We start from the raw sequence: 15,545 nt of genomic DNA on the forward strand, positions 1-15,545 counted from the left end.
TAAAAAACAAACAAAATGTACTAAAGCGGACAATTAGTCATCATCGTCATCTTCATCTTCGACCCATGTCGTTGGACGATATATCTCAACACGATCACCATCACTCAACGTAGCTTCTAGATCCGACGTTTTACCAAAGATGCCTACTTTTTGTTTTTCTAAATCGATATCTGGAAACATATTAAGTAGTCCCGAAATATGTATTGCCGTCATTAGCGTTGCATTCTCTTCGACTACAACCGGTAACCATGTTTGCTCTTCAGGTAAGGCATAGACCACACTCACGTTCATATTCATTTCCCTTCTTGATTACACTTCAACGGCAATCGCTTGTTGCTTACGTTTGCTTATCGTCTGTTGAATTTTTTGCTTTATACCAAGTAAAGCGCCTAACACCAAGAAGCCACCTGGCGGTAAAATCAGTAATAGTATTCCGCGATAATCAGGGATAACCGTCATCTCTAAAAATGAGGACCAATCACCAAGTAACAGACTAGCATTGGCAAATAAGGTACCACTACCCAGTACCTCTCTGATGCCACCAAGCACCATCAACACCCATGTAAAGCCCATCCCCATCGCAAAGCCATCCACCACTGAAGGCAGTACTTTCGATTTACTCGCAAATGATTCTACACGGCCTAAAATGGCACAATTGGTCACAATAAGAGGAATAAACAGCCCTAACACTTTGTGCAGCGGATGAAGCCAGGCATTGAGTGCAAAGTCCGTCAATGTAACCAGCGTCGCGATAATGACGATATTAACCGGGATTCTGACGGCTTTACTGATCACATTCTTGCCTAATGACACCAACATATTTGAAGCCATCATTACCGCGGTAGTCGCTAAGCCAAGACCAAGACCATTGGTGGCACTGCTGGTTACTGCCAATAGCGGACATAATGCAAGCGATTGATTAAGTACGATATTGTTTTTCCATAACCCTTCTTTGAATATGTTGCTATAACTATTCATCATCAATTTCCTTTGATTCTTCCAATATGACTAGCGCACTATGTACGCCTTTAACCACACTTCTTGGCGTAATGGTTGCTCCTGAAAATTGATCGAAGTCACCGCCATCTTTTTTTACTTTCCAACCCGTGGTGTTAGTCAATGAACGCTGATTAAAACTCAATATCCAGTCGTTTTTCTCGATTTCTATTTTGTCACCAAGGCCTGGCGTTTCTGAGTGACTTAATATACGAACCCCCTCAATCTCACCGTTAATAGCGACACCGATGAGGAAACGAATTTCGCCACTGTACCCATCTTGAGCACCACTAATTACATGGTGCGTAATCGTTCCTTCTTCACCGACTACAGGGTAAATCGTATAGGATGCCCCTTCATATTGGTGGATCACGCCTTCTGCAAACACATCGTTTACCGCTGTCTGACCATTTAATATTTGAGCTAAAAGGGCTTGTTGATCTTTTTCCAGCTGTTCAGCAATTAGCGGTGCTGTGATCGATTGAGCTAAAACCACTAAAGTCGCGGCTAAACCGGCAATGACGGCTAGCAACAAGCTCTGATAGGGAATTTGTAGTTTCCATTGTTCTAACGTCATTCTCATTGCTTCTCCTCCAGAATTTTCGCCTCGTGGCTACCAAACAATGCAGGACGCAAGTAGTGATCAATGAGCGGGGATGCTGCATTCATAATCAGGATGGCAAAGGCAACACCCTCTGGGTAACTTGCAAAGGTTCGAATCAACCAAATCAGTAATCCACAACCAAGACCATACAAGACTTGCCCTTTGGTACTCGTTGGTGAAGTAACCAAATCAGTCGCAATATAAAAAGCCCCTAATATCGCTGCGCCACTAAACAAATGGGTTGTGAGTGGTAAAAATTGTTCTGAATTGACCCAATAACTAAGCGCAGCCGGGATCCCTAAGCCCATAAAGAACGTCACAGGAATAACCCAACTAATGATGCCTTTTTTGATCAAAATTAAGCCACCGACAAGCAGCAGAAAAGCACTTGTTTCACCGATACTACCCGCTTGCATGCCAAAAAATGAATCTTGAAGATAGCCACTATTCCCTGATTCACCTAACCATGTTGCTGACGTTACACCGTCAGCAGAAAACCACTCATCGGGAATGTGTACGAGGTTGTTACTAAAATCGATAGGAGAAGGTTGTGCCCAATTGGTCATTTCAACCGGAAAACAGATGAGCAACATAACACGTGCCAGCATTGCAGGATTAAACAGGTTTTGTCCAAGTCCGCCGTATATCTGTTTGCCTACAACGATCGCAAAAACGGCACCAGAAACAGCGATCCACATAGGAACCGTTGGTGGTAAGCTCATGGCAAGCAGTAATCCCGTTAATAACGCTGAGCCATCTAAGCAGGCTTTAGGATCTCGCTTCATGGTAAGCAAGCATAGGTATTCGACGCCAACCGCTACGATGCAACAGGTCAAAATGATCAATGCGCTGTTTTGTCCAAATTGGTACACACCAAACAATACTGCTGGCAGCAGCGTTAAGATAACGGTGTACATAATGCGTATACTCGAATTTTCACTATGAGAAAACGGACCTACCGCCGCTTTATAATTAATCATTAGCTGCCTCCTTTGACTTGGTTGCTGATTTTTTAGGTGCACGTTTCTTTCTTGCTGCTGCTTTCGCTGCCTTAGCTGCTTTTTTCTCTTCGGCTTCTTTTTCTAAACGGACTTTCCGAGCTTCGGTTAACACTTTGGCTTGTGCTGAGCGTTTTTCTTTTGCCTTTACCGAATTAATCACGCCTTTCGTGTATTGAAAATATTGCACTAAAGGCAAATTAGATGGGCAGACGTAACTGCACGCCCCACAAGATAAACAGGCATTGACTCCTAAGCTTTCAACCATTTTGAAATCAGAAACACGTGAATACGCCGCCATTTGAAATGGCATTAAGCCCATTGGGCAAGCACGCACACATTGACCACAACGTATGCACTCTTGATGAGGAGGCTCTTTCGTTTCGGTGTCGGTTAGCGCGAGAATTCCGCCAACACACTTGTCTACTGGGACTTTCAATGAGGTAATAACCTGACCCATCATTGGTCCACCAAAAATCAAACGGTCGGTATCCTCACTTAACCCTTCGCAGTGAGCGATAATGTCGTTGACGGGGGTGCCTATCGGAGTTTGAATATTTCCAGCTTGGTTAATCCCTTTACCAGAAACTGTGATCACACGACTAACCAATGGACGGTTGAATCGGACGGCGTTATACACGGCAACCGCTGTTGCGATATTATTAACTAAGATCCCTATTGCCGTTGAGAGTTTGCCTAATGGTACGGTAACGCCAAGTAGCGCTTTAATGAGGTGTCGCTCGGATCCCATCGGGTAAATACTTGGCACAAGCACAATATCTATATTTAGGTCATCGCTTGCCAGTGAAGTTAACTTATCAAATGCTTCTCGCTTATTATCTTCTATACCAACAATCGCTTTATCGGCGCCGCTTGCGATAAGCATCAAACGAATACCAGCAATCACTTCATTACCAACCTCTTGCATCGTCATATCATCGCAGGTCAGATAAGGTTCGCACTCACCACCGTTGATAACGAGAGTATGTACATTTGCCTGCTTAGCAAATTTAAGCTTGGAGGCTGTTGGAAAACCCGCTCCGCCAAGTCCAACAATGCCAGCACTTTCTATTTTTTCGATGATTTCTTGTTGGCTAAAATTATAAATATTGCTTCTTACTGAGGTTGTGGACCAACTTCTATCTTTATTTGCGCGAATAACAATCGTCTCCGCCTTCGCTTTTGAAGGGTGGCCACTAATATGCTTACAAATATCGACCACAATACCGTTCACAGAGGCATGAATTGGCGGCACCATACCTGTTTTACCCACCGCGATGAGCTGACCTCGCTTGACATGCTCTCCCACACTGACTAAAGGAGTGAGCACAGCACCATTACGTAGTTGCAATGACAAATAGACGGTTTGAGGCCAAAAACTTTCATCAATGCGCCGTTGGTTAGACATTGTTTTATAAGATTTGGGATGGATGCCACCGTTAAAAGGTGCCGTAATAAATGTTTGCATTGCCTTCTCCTTTAGCTTGCCAATTCAGTCGGTGACTCAGTGCTCGGTTTCGGCCAGCACCATGTCGTGATGCTTGGTGATAATGAGACTATGGATAAGCACTCCTGAGGGCATACTTGTGAACACAACTGACACCCCGTACAAACGTCTTGAATAACGGTATGCATCTGTTTTGTAGCACCAACAATGGCATCAAATGGACAGGCTTTATAACAGCGCGTACATCCTGAACAGTTCGATTCGTCGATTTTTGCGACCCACTGAATATCGTCGTCACTCATCTCAAGCGAAACTCCTAACATCTCTGCGATTGCACTCGATAAAGCCGCGCCTCCAGGTGGGCATGCAGCAGGGTTAAGATCACCTTTAACCATCGCTTCTGCCGCCTGCCTACAACCGGCTTCACCACACTGACCACATTGACCGCCAGGCATTAGATCCTCGATTTGGTCAACCAGCGGGTTACTTTCGACATGAAAAACCTTACTTGCATAACCCAGTGCCGCCCCTAAAAGGCCGCCTAACACAATAAATAAACCAATTGCTATCATTTCTATCTCCTTCTAAACCATCCCTGAAAAGCCCATAAATGCCATTGAAAGTAACCCCGCAGTGATAAATGCGATGGGCGTTCCTTTAACCGCTTCAGGTACTCGACTTAAGGTCAATTGACTCCGTAACCCTGCAAACAACACGATAACAACGGTGAACCCTATGGCGGATCCAACGCTAAACATCAGAGATTCGAGAAATGAAAGTCCGTTTTGCACAGACAAAAGGGCAACACCTAAAATGGCGCAGTTAGTCGTGATGAGGGGTAAAAACACACCGAGTGTTTGGTACATTGCGGGGTCACTTTTTTTCACATACAACTCCGACAATTGAACAACCGCTGCGATGACGAGAATAAAAGAAATGATCCGTAAGTATTCCAAACCAAAAGGTTGTAGGAAATAGGTTTCTAATAACCATGAAGTAATGGAAGCGATTGTCATTACGAAGGTGGTCGCAATGCCCATTCCAAGCGCACTATTTATCTTTCCAGACACCCCCATAAATGGGCAAAGCCCCAAAAAATTGACTAGCACTACGTTATTAACAAATGCTGCACTTAATAAAATAAGTATTCCATCGGTCATTCTTTATTCCTAATGTATGAGGGAAATTAGGAATATTGCATAAGATGTGCCAGAGCAAGAACGTGCACCAAAAATGCTCATAATGCCCAATATAACTAGGCACTTTGGCTTTTTTAACCTACCTAGAACAAACGATTTGCCATGTTACAAAGCGAACAATCCACGATAATTTGTTATCAATTGTCGCAAATCAAACAATACCTGATTAATTAACACTCAAATTAACCTTACTTATTATGTGGAATAATTAATGCATGGGTCATTATATTGTAAAGGATATAATTTTGACGAACATAAGGACATGTATATGGAGCAAAAGAAAACCGAAGGGTTAATCCCTGTTAGTGATCAATTTAGCTTTGAAGCGTTTACTCAAATTGTTATTAACGCTTCCGTCGCTATAAGTATTACTGACAATATGGGCAATATTTTGTTCGTCAATAAGTGCTTTATTGAAACGACTGGATATAGTGAGCAAGAGTTGTATGGAAAAAATAGCTCTATACTCTCTTATAAAATGACACCACAAAGTGTTTACCAGCATTTGTGGAAGGCAATATCAAACAATCAGGTATGGAATGGACAACTGATCAATCGGCGAAAGGATGGATCGCTCTATATCGCAGACATCTCTATTTCTGCTTTATCTGTTAATGAAGGTCCTAGCTATTATTATTCAATTCAACGAGATATCACCGACACTCACAAATTAGAAACAGAGCAAAGAAATCAATCGACTCTTTTTCACGCTATACTCGACTCAGCACCTATTTCAATGGCGCTCGTCGATGACCAAAATCAAATCATTTTCAAAAATAAAAAGTACGATCTACTTGCTTCTCGATCGATCCAAAAACCCATTGAGCTTCTTCTTGAGCATCTAGAAAATGATTACAATCATCACTCTATTGAACAATATTTAGGTCAAGAAGCACAGCGCTCAAAAAGTATCTATACCAATACTGATGGTCTCGAAGAAGAAAAGTGGTTGGACTTTACTTTAGTAAAAATCCCTGTCCAAGATACAAAAACTGAAGCTTACTTTCATCCAACCTCTGACTGCTATACCTTAGTCGGCATCATTGACCGCACTAAAGAAAAACAGTATTTAGAAGAAAAAAGACTCAATACGATTACCCTGCTGGTGAATGACAATAAGTTTGTCCATTCGATGCAAGAAGTCATGATGGCGACTTTGCACCAGTTACAAGGACCACTTAACATGGTCGATTCCGCCGTCACTATCTTGAAACAAACGAATCACTCCTGCCCTGGCCTCACAGCGATGGATAATGCTATGGAGTCAGCAACAAACGCGCTATCTGAGATCAAACTGGCAATACCAGAGCGAATCCCTGAAGTAATACAGCATGTTAATTTAAACCAGTCGGTACGAGACGCGGTTTCAATTAGTACAAAGGAGTTGTTAAGCAGTTCCACTAACATTGATTTCAATTTAGATTCCGCCTTATCGGCGATAAAAGGGAAGCCCAACCGTCTATTACTCGCTATAAAGCAAATCATCGATAATGCCATTGATGCTATACAGATCGCCAATGGTCCTGTCCGGTCGGTTGTTGTATCAACCTATGAGAATATCGACGAAACCATCCTATCCATTGAAGACAGCGGTGGTGGTATTAACGACGATATTCGCCATAAAATATTTCAACCCTTCTATAGTACTAAGCCCAAAACACACTCAAGCTGCAGAGGGATTGGTTTTGCTCTTGTTCATCAGGTTATGAATGAACATTCAGCCATGATCGAAATCGGTAAAAGCCAGTCATTGGGTGGTGCATGCATCCAGCTTATCTTTCCAAAATCTTCCCATTAAGGATCATAGATATGATGATAGAGAACTCAATTGTTGAGCTGGAAAGAAGGCTGTTATCAGCGATGTATCGTATTAGTAGTCAACTTAATTTCAGCTTAAATTACACCGAATCGTCAAAACTGGTTTTGGAAGTGCTCCATGAGGAGTGCGGTTTATTATGCGGATTATTAACCATTAAAGATCCCAGTAGAGAAACCATGTTGGTTAAATCACTCCATTCACCAGACTATGATGATGTGAACTTTGATAAGCAAGTCAGCTATCGTTCTGGAGAAGGGATCATTGGCGAACTTTTGCAACAGGGTGACGCTATTGTTATCCGTAATTTAGGTGATGATCTACGCTTTGCCGACAAGCTCGCTATATACGATTATGATAAACCCTTTATTTGTGTGCCATTAAAAAACGCCCAATCTGACATAATTGGAACCCTTTCTGCTCAGCCGAAATACAAATCGGATCAAATGATCACGTTACTAAGCCACTTCTTAGAGATGGTCGCGAATCTTATATCGAAAAACGTACAGCTGTCACACCAAGTTGAGAATAAACAACAGCAACTAGTTAATGAAAGAGATAACCTTAAAAGAAAGGTCAGGAATGAGTACTGTTTCAATAACCTCATTGGTCACTCAGAAGTTATGCGTAAGATTTTCGATCAAATCCGCTTAGTTTCGCCATGGGATTCGACAGTACTACTGCGTGGAGAGTCGGGGACTGGTAAAGAAGTACTAGCAAATGCCATTCACTATAACTCCCCTAGAGCCGGGTCTCCGTTCGTTAAATTAAATTGCGCAGCACTTCCCGATAATTTACTTGAATCTGAATTATTTGGTCATGAAAAAGGCGCTTTTACCGGTGCCGTTAAGCAGCGTAAAGGCCGATTTGAAATGGCGGATAAAGGCACCATTTTCCTCGATGAAATTGGTGAGACAAGCCCTGCATTTCAAGCAAAGTTGTTACGTGTACTGCAAGAGCAAGAATTTGAACGGGTTGGAGGCACATCGACGATCTCCGTTGATGTGCGAGTCATTGCAGCCACCAATCGTAACTTAGAAACTGAAGTCGCTACAGAACAGTTTCGTGAAGATCTCTACTACCGACTCAATGTCATGCCTATGTATTTACCAGCCCTAAGAGAACGCACAGAAGATATTCCTGAGCTATCTGAATTTATGCTAGAAAAAATAGGCAAGAAACAGCAGCGAAAAATAACGATTGCTGACTCTACCCTGCGCCATTTAATGAGTTACTCATGGCCTGGTAACGTACGTGAGTTGGAGAATACATTAGAAAGAGCATCCATCATGTGTGAGTCTGGATTAATTACACCCGAACATATCTCGTTTCCTCAATCAATAACCAGCCCAACACCTACGCCAACATTGATGGGTTCACCAAGTAGTCCTCCATTGTTGAACAACACCACAAAGGAACAAAAATCTGCCGATGAAAAGCAAACGGTTATTGATGCCCTTGAGCAATCTGGATGGGTAAAAGCGAAAGCAGCACGCTTATTAAACATGACACCAAGACAAATAGCCTATCGAATTCAAATTATGGATATAGAAGTAAAGAAAATTTAAGCGACAATCGACATCGCCATTGTAAGTTTTACGACAATTGTCACTAATTTTGCCGACATCGTCATATAAGAACATGAAATAAATGAGTTTTATATTGGTACAAGGTTTGCAACAGTTTAAAAAACACGATTTTAGAGGCCTCAATGAAAAACTCAAACCGTTCTCATGATGAAAAGCATAGCAGTGATAAAGTGTCGTATTTTTTTTCTAAGCAGGTTAGAGAAAAAATAGAGCAGCATCCATGTTACTCAAAGAATGCAGCCCAATACGCTCGTATGCATCTACCCGTCGCTCCGGCTTGTAATATTCAGTGTAACTACTGCAATCGTAAGTTTGATTGCAGTAACGAATCACGACCTGGTGTGGTATCTAAATTGACCGATCCAGCGGGCGCACTGAAGCAGTTTAAAGCGGTGACAAAGCGAAGCGATGCCTTAACGGTCGTGGGGATTGCTGGACCTGGGGATGCATTGGCGAATCCTAAAGCCACATTTTCAACACTCAAACAGATCCATCAACATAACCCAGATGTGCAATTATGCATTTCTACCAATGGGCTTATGCTTGCCGAGTATGTTGATGAACTGGCTGCACTAGGCGTCAACCACCTAACCATTACGATTAACTGCATAGATCCAGAGATAGGAACCCAAATCTATCCTTGGATCTATTACGATAATAAGAGAATGAAAGGTCTTGAAGCGGCGACAACTCTGATCCGTCGACAGTTAGAAGGTCTTGAGTTGGCAGCTAATGCGGGCATGTTGATAAAAGTAAATACAGTACTCATTCCAGGGGTGAATGATCATCACATAGAGGTCGTGGCTAAAGAAGTGCATCGTTTAGGTGCCATGCTACACAACATAATGCCTCTGATATCAGAGCCAGAACACGGGACCTATTTTGGGTTAAATGGTTATGCCGGTCCTAACGACACTCAACTTTCGCAAGCACGGGAAGACTCTGCCGTTTATATGCCGCAAATGACGCATTGCCAACAATGTCGTGCAGACGCGGTGGGTACTTTGGGTGAACCCTGTCATACCGAGTCAACTGATGATTCGAAGTCGGTATATCGCATCGCTATTGCTGCAATGCGTAATACTGATAATCCGCTGATAGCAACCCACTTTGGTTATGCCGAACAATTCGATATTTATGATTTTAACGCCCTCACCCAGCAATTTACTCACCATGAAACTCGTGTTGTCGCTAAATACTGCCGTGGTCCGTCGCAATGTGATGAGCAAGAACAGCAAAAACAACAACTGCTTGATGCTTTAGTCGACGTCAATGAAGTTTTATGTTCTCGAATTGGTATAACGCCATGGCGACAACTCGAAAAACAAGGAGTGAAACCAAATGTTGATTTCGCATTAGTGGGCGTCAACCTTGCTCTTGAAAAAATAGCCTCACAGGTAGCCCTATCCCTCTCAAATAAGGAACTGACTCATGTACGCGATTACGGATAAATGTACAGGATGCCATGCCTGCAAATTAGTCTGCCCTAAAAATGCAGTCGTGCAATTGGATCAAAGTGAAAAAATAAAATTCAAAATACAGAGCCACCGCTGTAATGGTTGTGCTGAACTATTTGACTCCCCTCAATGTGCAAGTATCTGCCCAATTGAAGAGGCAATTTTGTGTAATGGCGTTCCAGTAAACCCGCTAGGAAGCCTTTCACCGTCGCATCACCGAAGTAGTGAAGTGGTTTAATTATGTGGCGTTTGTCAATAGAACTATGGTTTTACCGCATTCAAAGATACTGATCACAAACTGTTTATTACAATTACAGACATTAGAGCTAGTAATGATATCACTTGTGACTAAATGACTAAATTCAGAGCACCACTACAGGCATGCAATTATGCTTATAGCGGTCGTTAATAGTCGTCTGTAGAAACACTAATATATTCATCTTAGTGTTTCTAGATGTTTATCGTTATTATTTCATGTTTTTAATGTCTAATTAACTTTCCTTGATTGCTCTGCTCGCAATGTTTTTGTATATCGTAACTGATTTGCTTATCTACGTTCTTTAGTTGGACCCCAATGACAAAATCTGCCCACTCTTGACTACTTGGACCAATAACACACTCCCCTTCAACTCGCATTGTAAGGCGACGATGGCACCTGATTGTCAAATCTTTAAAGCTCTCTTTTGGTAAGTGGCGAGCTGAATCAACTAAAGAGATCCAGTGATTTTGCTCCTGACTGGCAAGCGTATAATAAACCCACTTACCTCGTTTCTCTTGGGTCAATAAACCCGCTTTAAATAGCATTTTTAGGTTTCTTGACACGTTGTATTGAGTTTCTCCAGTTACATCCATCGCTTCAGCTACTGTGATTTTTTGATCTACATGAATAAGTAACCAAAAAAGCGTTAAGCGATGCGGTTCAGCTAACGCCTTTAATGCATCTAAATATCGAGCATCCATCTACTGTCCTTTTTTACTCTTTAAGCTGACAAACATAACTCCGAGACCAATAAAAAAAACCACACTTGAATGTGTAGCATGAAAGGCAAGCTCACCTTTACTTGCTCCAGTAAATAACGCAAACCAAAAGAAAGGGCAAAATATGCCAAGTAGAGCAATGCTTCTCCCTGTTTTCGTTTGATCTGAAATATCACCTCCTTTTACCAAGGTAGATAACACTTTAAACATATGACTGTAAGCACACCACTTTGTTAGGTTGTTAATTGCAGCTTTCATAAATTACCCCTAAATAGACTAAGTTGAAAATCACACATAGATGTATACATGCGCATTTTTACATACATTAACCCGCTTAACTGGATCCTAAGTCTAAAAACGATAAATAATTGGCTAATATGGATAACGAACAGAACAAAGGTATAGCCGATGACTTTACTCATCGGCCAAAGAGGGATGGGATTTCTCAATTAGATCTATCTACACTGTCATTGCTTATTTTTGAAGGGATCACAGCAACGTCAACACGTTTATCTTATTTTGAGTTTGATACATAGATAAAAAGTCACCATCACAATCGTTTTGAAGTAAAAATCTTGCCAGAACCTCTGGGGGAGCATTCATTAAAGCTTCTAATTCCATATGAGAGCAATCATCAACTAGCTGACATGTACCTGTTTCTATATTGTAATTCTTACAATGGCTATTGCACTTATTCATTTATAACTGCCTCTATAAAATGAAATGACCATATATAAGATAGCTATTGTTTGAAGATAAGCTCAACTAATTGTATAGATTGTGATCAATGCGTAACCATTTCAGAAGGCGATTAAAGGTAAATTGAGGATAGATAATTTGATGCGCAGAAAGCTTTATCAGAACCTAATCGGTTACGCTTGTTTTGGCTTCTACTGCATGTAGACCAGAAAATCACGGTTGCTGAAGCTATGGACGTAATTGGTGATACTCAATATAACGTTTCTCGTAACCTGAAAATGCTATACAAAGCTGGTCTGCTTACACACCAAAAACATGGCAAGTGGGTCTACTATGCGCTAACAAAACAGACAACTCCACACTGTCAGGCTTTAATTGATTCTATTCGATTTTTGCCTGAAGATGAATTTAGTGAAGTCACTCAGCGTTGCTTCATACGTTTATCAATCGTGTCGAAGGTGAGTGTGTTGTTGGAGCAAGTAGTGATGAATGGGTGTCAGCAACGAAGCAATCTAGTAAGAAGCAAGCAGCACTTTAGAAATAGTGATCTAGAAACGTAAAGCTATGCGTTTCTAGATCTTAAATTATCAATCAGAGTTGATACCTCGTCTACGATACTCGTAACACCGACTCAATAGCAGCTACGACCGCTTTGTTCTTCTCGGCATTTAATGCATCGGCATGTGGCGGGGAAAACTGACCAGAATCATTATCAAAGTACTTACCCGAAGCATTGGCAAACTCTTTGGATACCGCTGCTCGACATAAAATATCCGCACCGATGCTAAGGTCGTTACCTGCAACGCCATATGCCTCTTTTACCAATTTGCTCCCTAAAAATGATGCCGGATTTACCGCAACGACTAATGGACCTTTACCCTTTAATTGTTCGGCAAGATGCATAGACCACATAGTAAGAGCTAGTTTAGATTGCGCATAAACCTGACCATCTGATGCCCCTGCATTAGAACTGGTTAAAGCATTGAGGTTTACTGGTGATTGAGCAGCAGAAGACAAGTTGACGATGCGCCCTACTGAATCAAACAAAGGTAGTAGCTTCTGCGTTAGTAAATATGGGGCTATCGTATTAACGACAAAACGAACATCAAGATTTTCTTGCGTGGTAATACTCGGCACGTTGTAAACGCCAGCATTATTAATGAGGACATCTAACTTATCATGTTTTTCAGCTATTGATTTTGCCAACGCTTCAACCTGCTTGAGACTAGAAAGGTCAGCAGTATAGACCTCGACTATTGCATCAGATGAACCTTGCTCAAGAAGCACTTTAACACTTGCTAATTTACTTGAATTACGACCATGAATAAGTACACGGTGCCCCTCTGCAACAAGCATTTTAGCCGTTTCTAAACCTATGCCATCCGTTGACCCTGTAATCAATATTGTCTTTTTCATAATAATCTATTCCTACAAATTCACTGATAGTTAAGAGTAATACAAAGTTTCGCTATTTATTATTAATAAAAACTTAAAACTGATTATAGAAGCCACTGTCTTATCAACCTGCTGCGTTTATTTATAATTAGCGAAACACTTTGGCGCTCAAGTTTATGCGACAGGTGCCGCTGGCGAGCAAAATGACTTAATATCGAGCTTAGGTGTCACGGCTATCGACTTTAAAACTGAGTCCGTTGAGGAGTATGTGAGAAAATATACTGGTGGAACTGGGTTTGACCTTATTTTTGACTCTGTCGGAGGAGCAAACTTAAATAACTCCATTGATGCTGCCAAACTTAATGGACAAGTTGCTACTACCGTCACCTTGCATGAACAAGATTTGACGATGGTTCATATGAAAGGCTTATCTCTACACGTTGTGTTTATGTTACTACCGATGATCTACAACATAGGTCGTGCTGTACATGGGAAAACATTAACGATACTTAAAGATTTAGTTGAATCTGGTGATTTAAAACCGGTTCTAGATAAGCACACTTTCACACTAAATAATGCTGCAGCAGCCCACGATCACTTAGCAAGTGGTCAAGCCATTGGTAAAGTCGTTATTGACGTAGTGTAAACACATAGATGAAATAAAGCTTGTCTCTGGGCAAGCTTTTTCGAAGAGTACTAACACCAGTGATGTACTCTTCGTCGTTATTGACGCAGCGATAGTTAATACTTTAACTGGTACTTATCGATGGATTAAGCTAAAACAATATACACAAGCTCAGTTGCCTCAACTACAAATAAAAGGCGCTTAAATCCAATGAATATTGAACACTTAAGGCTATTTGTTAGAGTCGCAGCGACACATAATATAAGCCAAGCAGGTAAAGAGCTTGGGCTTTCTGCTCCAGTCGCTAGCATGCATATCAATAAATTAGAAGAAAGCATAGGCGCTCGATTGATTCATCGTACAACCCGAAAGGTTTCTTTAACAGAAGAGGGCGAAGCAATGCTCCCTTATGCTGAAGATATTTTGGCAAACGTTGATGCAGCCCGTGCATTGGTTGGAACTGGTAAGCCACAGCCAAACGGAACATTACGCATTGCCGCTTCAGCCTCTTTTGGACGATTACATTTAATGCCTGCCTTAAAAGGTTTTTTAAAAGAATACCCTAAGTTAGCCATCGATATTCGTCTAACAGATACTATCGTTGATATGATAGAGGGTGGATTTGATGTGGCAATTAGAAATGCGGAACTGAAAGATTCGACACTCATTGCTAAAAAATTGGCAACGGATAAACGTATTATATGCGCCTCCCCAGAGTACCTAGCTGCACATGGCAAGATCGATAAACCAGAAGAGCTCATGCAACACCACTGTATCAAGCAAACCGGATTAGAAAGTTGGACTTTTAATACATCTGAAGGATTACAGGTTGTTAAAGTAAAAGGAAATATCCGTGTTGATCATGGAGAAGCTGTGCGGGATGCAGCCATGATGGGGTTAGGTATTGCCATGTGCGCCCAATGGTTAGTATACGAACAATTAAAAACGGGTGAACTTGTTGAAGTTCTCTCTGACTTTCCACTCGATGATCACGCTGCTGTCTGGGCTGTATACCCAAGTAGCCGTTTGCTTGCTCCTAAAGTTAGAGCATTTTTAGACTATTTTGAATCATATTATGGATCTCCACCCTACTGGCAAAGATAGAACTTACGACTTAGCGATTAACTTAACACTCATCACTCACAACTCGAACCGTACACTCACAGCCACCGGCAGGACAAGTCTCAGTGTCACTAGTTGGTCGACCGCCGAAAGAGTCATACAGTACATAACATCCTGATGGTGGGAATTCTATAAACTCTCTATTTAATTCATTTGAACTAAATGCGTATGTATAACCAACAACTGCATGTCGATTTCCAGTCTCTGCGGTTAAATTATCGTCAACGCTAAGGTTTAAAAAATCAATCATTGTTAGTGCATCACCCGATTCGCCTTCACTTTCTGGGCAAAGCGTACCCCAGTCAACCTCAACACTACCAATGTTAAAATCAATAACATAATCGCTTTGATCGCTTGGAGAAACCAGGCTAGCAGAAAGACCTTGAATATAAGCTTTACCTATAACTTGTGTTATCGCCCCATTCATAGCACTAGCAATGCCATCCAATGTTGCAGCTCGCGCTGATTGTTGAATGTTAAGAAACCTTGGTGCTGCCGTAACGGCTAGAATACCGAGTATAACGATAACAACAACCAATTCGATTAAAGTAAAGCCACTTTTCTTCATAAGAATCACTTATAGGGTAATTGAACAATGCATAGCGCAAATCCGTTTATCT

18 protein-coding genes and 1 pseudogene are annotated in these 15,545 nt (G+C 41.5%); 8 read left to right on the forward strand and 11 right to left on the reverse strand.

What is annotated here, in order from left to right:
* Positions 1–33: 33 nt before the first annotated feature.
* Genes BCU68_RS06280 through rsxA form a run of 7 tightly spaced genes read right to left on the reverse strand, consistent with a single transcriptional unit; the run spans position 34 to position 5,205 of the window.
* Complete coding sequence (locus BCU68_RS06280) at positions 34–291, reverse strand: RnfH family protein (RefSeq protein WP_102563934.1); 258 nt, start codon at positions 289–291, stop codon at positions 34–36.
* Between the two features lie 18 nt (positions 292–309).
* Entirely contained in the window at positions 310–978 is a 669-nt protein-coding gene (locus tag BCU68_RS06285; protein WP_102563935.1) for an electron transport complex subunit E, read from the reverse strand.
* Positions 971–1,579, reverse strand: coding sequence for an RnfABCDGE type electron transport complex subunit G (locus tag BCU68_RS06290; RefSeq protein ID WP_102563936.1), 609 nt, complete (start codon positions 1,577–1,579; stop codon positions 971–973). The genes BCU68_RS06285 and BCU68_RS06290 overlap by 8 nt, the downstream gene beginning before the upstream one ends.
* A complete protein-coding gene (locus tag BCU68_RS06295; RefSeq protein WP_102563937.1) occupies positions 1,576–2,580 on the reverse strand; it encodes an RnfABCDGE type electron transport complex subunit D in 1,005 nt (334 codons plus the stop codon). Before BCU68_RS06295 ends, BCU68_RS06290 begins: the two co-directional genes overlap by 4 nt.
* On the reverse strand, positions 2,573–4,066 hold the full coding sequence (gene rsxC, locus BCU68_RS06300; RefSeq protein ID WP_102563938.1) for an electron transport complex subunit RsxC: 1,494 nt from the start codon (positions 4,064–4,066) through the stop codon (positions 2,573–2,575). Before rsxC ends, BCU68_RS06295 begins: the two co-directional genes overlap by 8 nt.
* An 11-nt stretch (positions 4,067–4,077) precedes the next feature.
* Complete coding sequence (locus BCU68_RS06305; protein ID WP_102563939.1) at positions 4,078–4,617, reverse strand: RnfABCDGE type electron transport complex subunit B; 540 nt, start codon at positions 4,615–4,617, stop codon at positions 4,078–4,080.
* Between the two features lie 12 nt (positions 4,618–4,629).
* Complete coding sequence (rsxA, locus tag BCU68_RS06310) at positions 4,630–5,205, reverse strand: electron transport complex subunit RsxA (protein WP_102563940.1); 576 nt, start codon at positions 5,203–5,205, stop codon at positions 4,630–4,632.
* A gap of 307 nt (positions 5,206–5,512) precedes the next feature.
* Here rsxA and nifL point away from each other — a divergent pair, with 307 nt between their 5' ends.
* The 4 genes from nifL (at position 5,513) to BCU68_RS06330 (ending at position 10,344) form a co-directional block, all read left to right on the forward strand.
* The gene (nifL, locus tag BCU68_RS06315; RefSeq protein ID WP_102563941.1) at positions 5,513–7,042 is read left to right on the forward strand and encodes a nitrogen fixation negative regulator NifL; all 1,530 of its coding nucleotides are present in this window, start codon (positions 5,513–5,515) and stop codon (positions 7,040–7,042) included.
* 11 nt (positions 7,043–7,053) lie between these two features.
* A complete protein-coding gene (gene nifA, locus BCU68_RS06320) occupies positions 7,054–8,628 on the forward strand; it encodes a nif-specific transcriptional activator NifA (RefSeq protein WP_102563942.1) in 1,575 nt (524 codons plus the stop codon).
* Positions 8,629–8,771: 143 nt separating this feature from the next.
* Entirely contained in the window at positions 8,772–10,100 is a 1,329-nt protein-coding gene (gene nifB / locus BCU68_RS06325; protein WP_102563943.1) for a nitrogenase cofactor biosynthesis protein NifB, read from the forward strand.
* Entirely contained in the window at positions 10,081–10,344 is a 264-nt protein-coding gene (locus BCU68_RS06330) for a 4Fe-4S dicluster domain-containing protein (RefSeq protein WP_102563944.1), read from the forward strand. The genes nifB and BCU68_RS06330 overlap by 20 nt, the downstream gene beginning before the upstream one ends.
* Before the next feature lie 242 nt (positions 10,345–10,586).
* Here the strand turns inward: BCU68_RS06330 and BCU68_RS06335 are convergent, their stop codons facing one another.
* Positions 10,587–11,066, reverse strand: coding sequence for a metalloregulator ArsR/SmtB family transcription factor (locus tag BCU68_RS06335; RefSeq protein WP_102563945.1), 480 nt, complete (start codon positions 11,064–11,066; stop codon positions 10,587–10,589).
* Positions 11,067–11,342, reverse strand: a complete 276-nt coding sequence (locus BCU68_RS06340) for a hypothetical protein (protein WP_102563946.1) — start codon at positions 11,340–11,342, stop codon at positions 11,067–11,069.
* A gap of 119 nt (positions 11,343–11,461) precedes the next feature.
* Here BCU68_RS06340 and BCU68_RS16930 point away from each other — a divergent pair, with 119 nt between their 5' ends.
* Both BCU68_RS16930 and BCU68_RS06350 read left to right on the forward strand, forming a co-directional pair.
* Complete coding sequence (locus BCU68_RS16930; protein ID WP_157935173.1) at positions 11,462–11,620, forward strand: hypothetical protein; 159 nt, start codon at positions 11,462–11,464, stop codon at positions 11,618–11,620.
* A 342-nt stretch (positions 11,621–11,962) separates the two neighbouring features.
* Positions 11,963–12,343: an ArsR family transcriptional regulator gene (locus BCU68_RS06350; protein ID WP_241901288.1), complete on the forward strand. Its 381-nt coding sequence runs from the start codon at positions 11,963–11,965 to the stop codon at positions 12,341–12,343.
* Positions 12,344–12,392: 49 nt separating this feature from the next.
* Here BCU68_RS06350 and BCU68_RS06355 read toward each other — a convergent pair whose 3' ends face one another.
* A complete protein-coding gene (locus BCU68_RS06355) occupies positions 12,393–13,199 on the reverse strand; it encodes an SDR family NAD(P)-dependent oxidoreductase (protein WP_102563948.1) in 807 nt (268 codons plus the stop codon).
* A 139-nt stretch (positions 13,200–13,338) separates the two neighbouring features.
* On the opposite strand from BCU68_RS06355, the pseudogene BCU68_RS06360 reads away from it, so the two are divergent.
* A pseudogene (locus BCU68_RS06360) lies at positions 13,339–13,824 on the forward strand (zinc-binding dehydrogenase); the annotation flags it as partial.
* Between the two features lie 189 nt (positions 13,825–14,013).
* The gene (locus tag BCU68_RS06365) at positions 14,014–14,907 is read left to right on the forward strand and encodes a LysR family transcriptional regulator (protein ID WP_102563949.1); all 894 of its coding nucleotides are present in this window, start codon (positions 14,014–14,016) and stop codon (positions 14,905–14,907) included.
* 22 nt (positions 14,908–14,929) lie between these two features.
* On the opposite strand, the gene BCU68_RS06370 is transcribed toward BCU68_RS06365, so the two are convergent.
* Positions 14,930–15,493 carry a type II secretion system protein gene (locus BCU68_RS06370; protein ID WP_102563950.1) on the reverse strand — a complete coding sequence of 188 codons (564 nt, stop codon included), beginning with the start codon at positions 15,491–15,493 and terminating at the stop codon, positions 14,930–14,932.
* Positions 15,494–15,545: the final 52 nt, after the last annotated feature.

Origin of the sequence: Vibrio sp. 10N.286.49.B3 (genome assembly GCF_002873395.1) — a bacterium.
In the GTDB taxonomy this organism is placed as follows: domain Bacteria; phylum Pseudomonadota; class Gammaproteobacteria; order Enterobacterales; family Vibrionaceae; genus Vibrio.

Excerpts from the sequence above, each read along its gene's own strand:
- BCU68_RS06280 (WP_102563934.1), bottom strand. The coding sequence starts at position 291 with ATGAACGTGAGTGTGGTCTATGCCTTACCTGAAGAGCAAACATGGTTA.
- BCU68_RS06285 (WP_102563935.1), bottom strand. The coding sequence starts at position 978 with ATGAATAGTTATAGCAACATATTCAAAGAAGGGTTATGGAAAAACAAT.
- BCU68_RS06290 (WP_102563936.1), bottom strand. The coding sequence starts at position 1,579 with ATGAGAATGACGTTAGAACAATGGAAACTACAAATTCCCTATCAGAGC.
- BCU68_RS06295 (WP_102563937.1), bottom strand. The coding sequence starts at position 2,580 with ATGATTAATTATAAAGCGGCGGTAGGTCCGTTTTCTCATAGTGAAAAT.
- rsxC (WP_102563938.1), bottom strand. The coding sequence starts at position 4,066 with ATGCAAACATTTATTACGGCACCTTTTAACGGTGGCATCCATCCCAAA.
- BCU68_RS06305 (WP_102563939.1), bottom strand. The coding sequence starts at position 4,617 with ATGATAGCAATTGGTTTATTTATTGTGTTAGGCGGCCTTTTAGGGGCG.
- rsxA (WP_102563940.1), bottom strand. The coding sequence starts at position 5,205 with ATGACCGATGGAATACTTATTTTATTAAGTGCAGCATTTGTTAATAAC.
- nifL (WP_102563941.1), top strand. The coding sequence starts at position 5,513 with ATGGAGCAAAAGAAAACCGAAGGGTTAATCCCTGTTAGTGATCAATTT.
- nifA (WP_102563942.1), top strand. The coding sequence starts at position 7,054 with ATGATGATAGAGAACTCAATTGTTGAGCTGGAAAGAAGGCTGTTATCA.
- nifB (WP_102563943.1), top strand. The coding sequence starts at position 8,772 with ATGAAAAACTCAAACCGTTCTCATGATGAAAAGCATAGCAGTGATAAA.
- BCU68_RS06330 (WP_102563944.1), top strand. The coding sequence starts at position 10,081 with ATGTACGCGATTACGGATAAATGTACAGGATGCCATGCCTGCAAATTA.
- BCU68_RS06335 (WP_102563945.1), bottom strand. The coding sequence starts at position 11,066 with ATGGATGCTCGATATTTAGATGCATTAAAGGCGTTAGCTGAACCGCAT.
- BCU68_RS06340 (WP_102563946.1), bottom strand. The coding sequence starts at position 11,342 with ATGAAAGCTGCAATTAACAACCTAACAAAGTGGTGTGCTTACAGTCAT.
- BCU68_RS16930 (WP_157935173.1), top strand. The coding sequence starts at position 11,462 with ATGGATAACGAACAGAACAAAGGTATAGCCGATGACTTTACTCATCGG.
- BCU68_RS06355 (WP_102563948.1), bottom strand. The coding sequence starts at position 13,199 with ATGAAAAAGACAATATTGATTACAGGGTCAACGGATGGCATAGGTTTA.
- BCU68_RS06365 (WP_102563949.1), top strand. The coding sequence starts at position 14,014 with ATGAATATTGAACACTTAAGGCTATTTGTTAGAGTCGCAGCGACACAT.
- BCU68_RS06370 (WP_102563950.1), bottom strand. The coding sequence starts at position 15,493 with ATGAAGAAAAGTGGCTTTACTTTAATCGAATTGGTTGTTGTTATCGTT.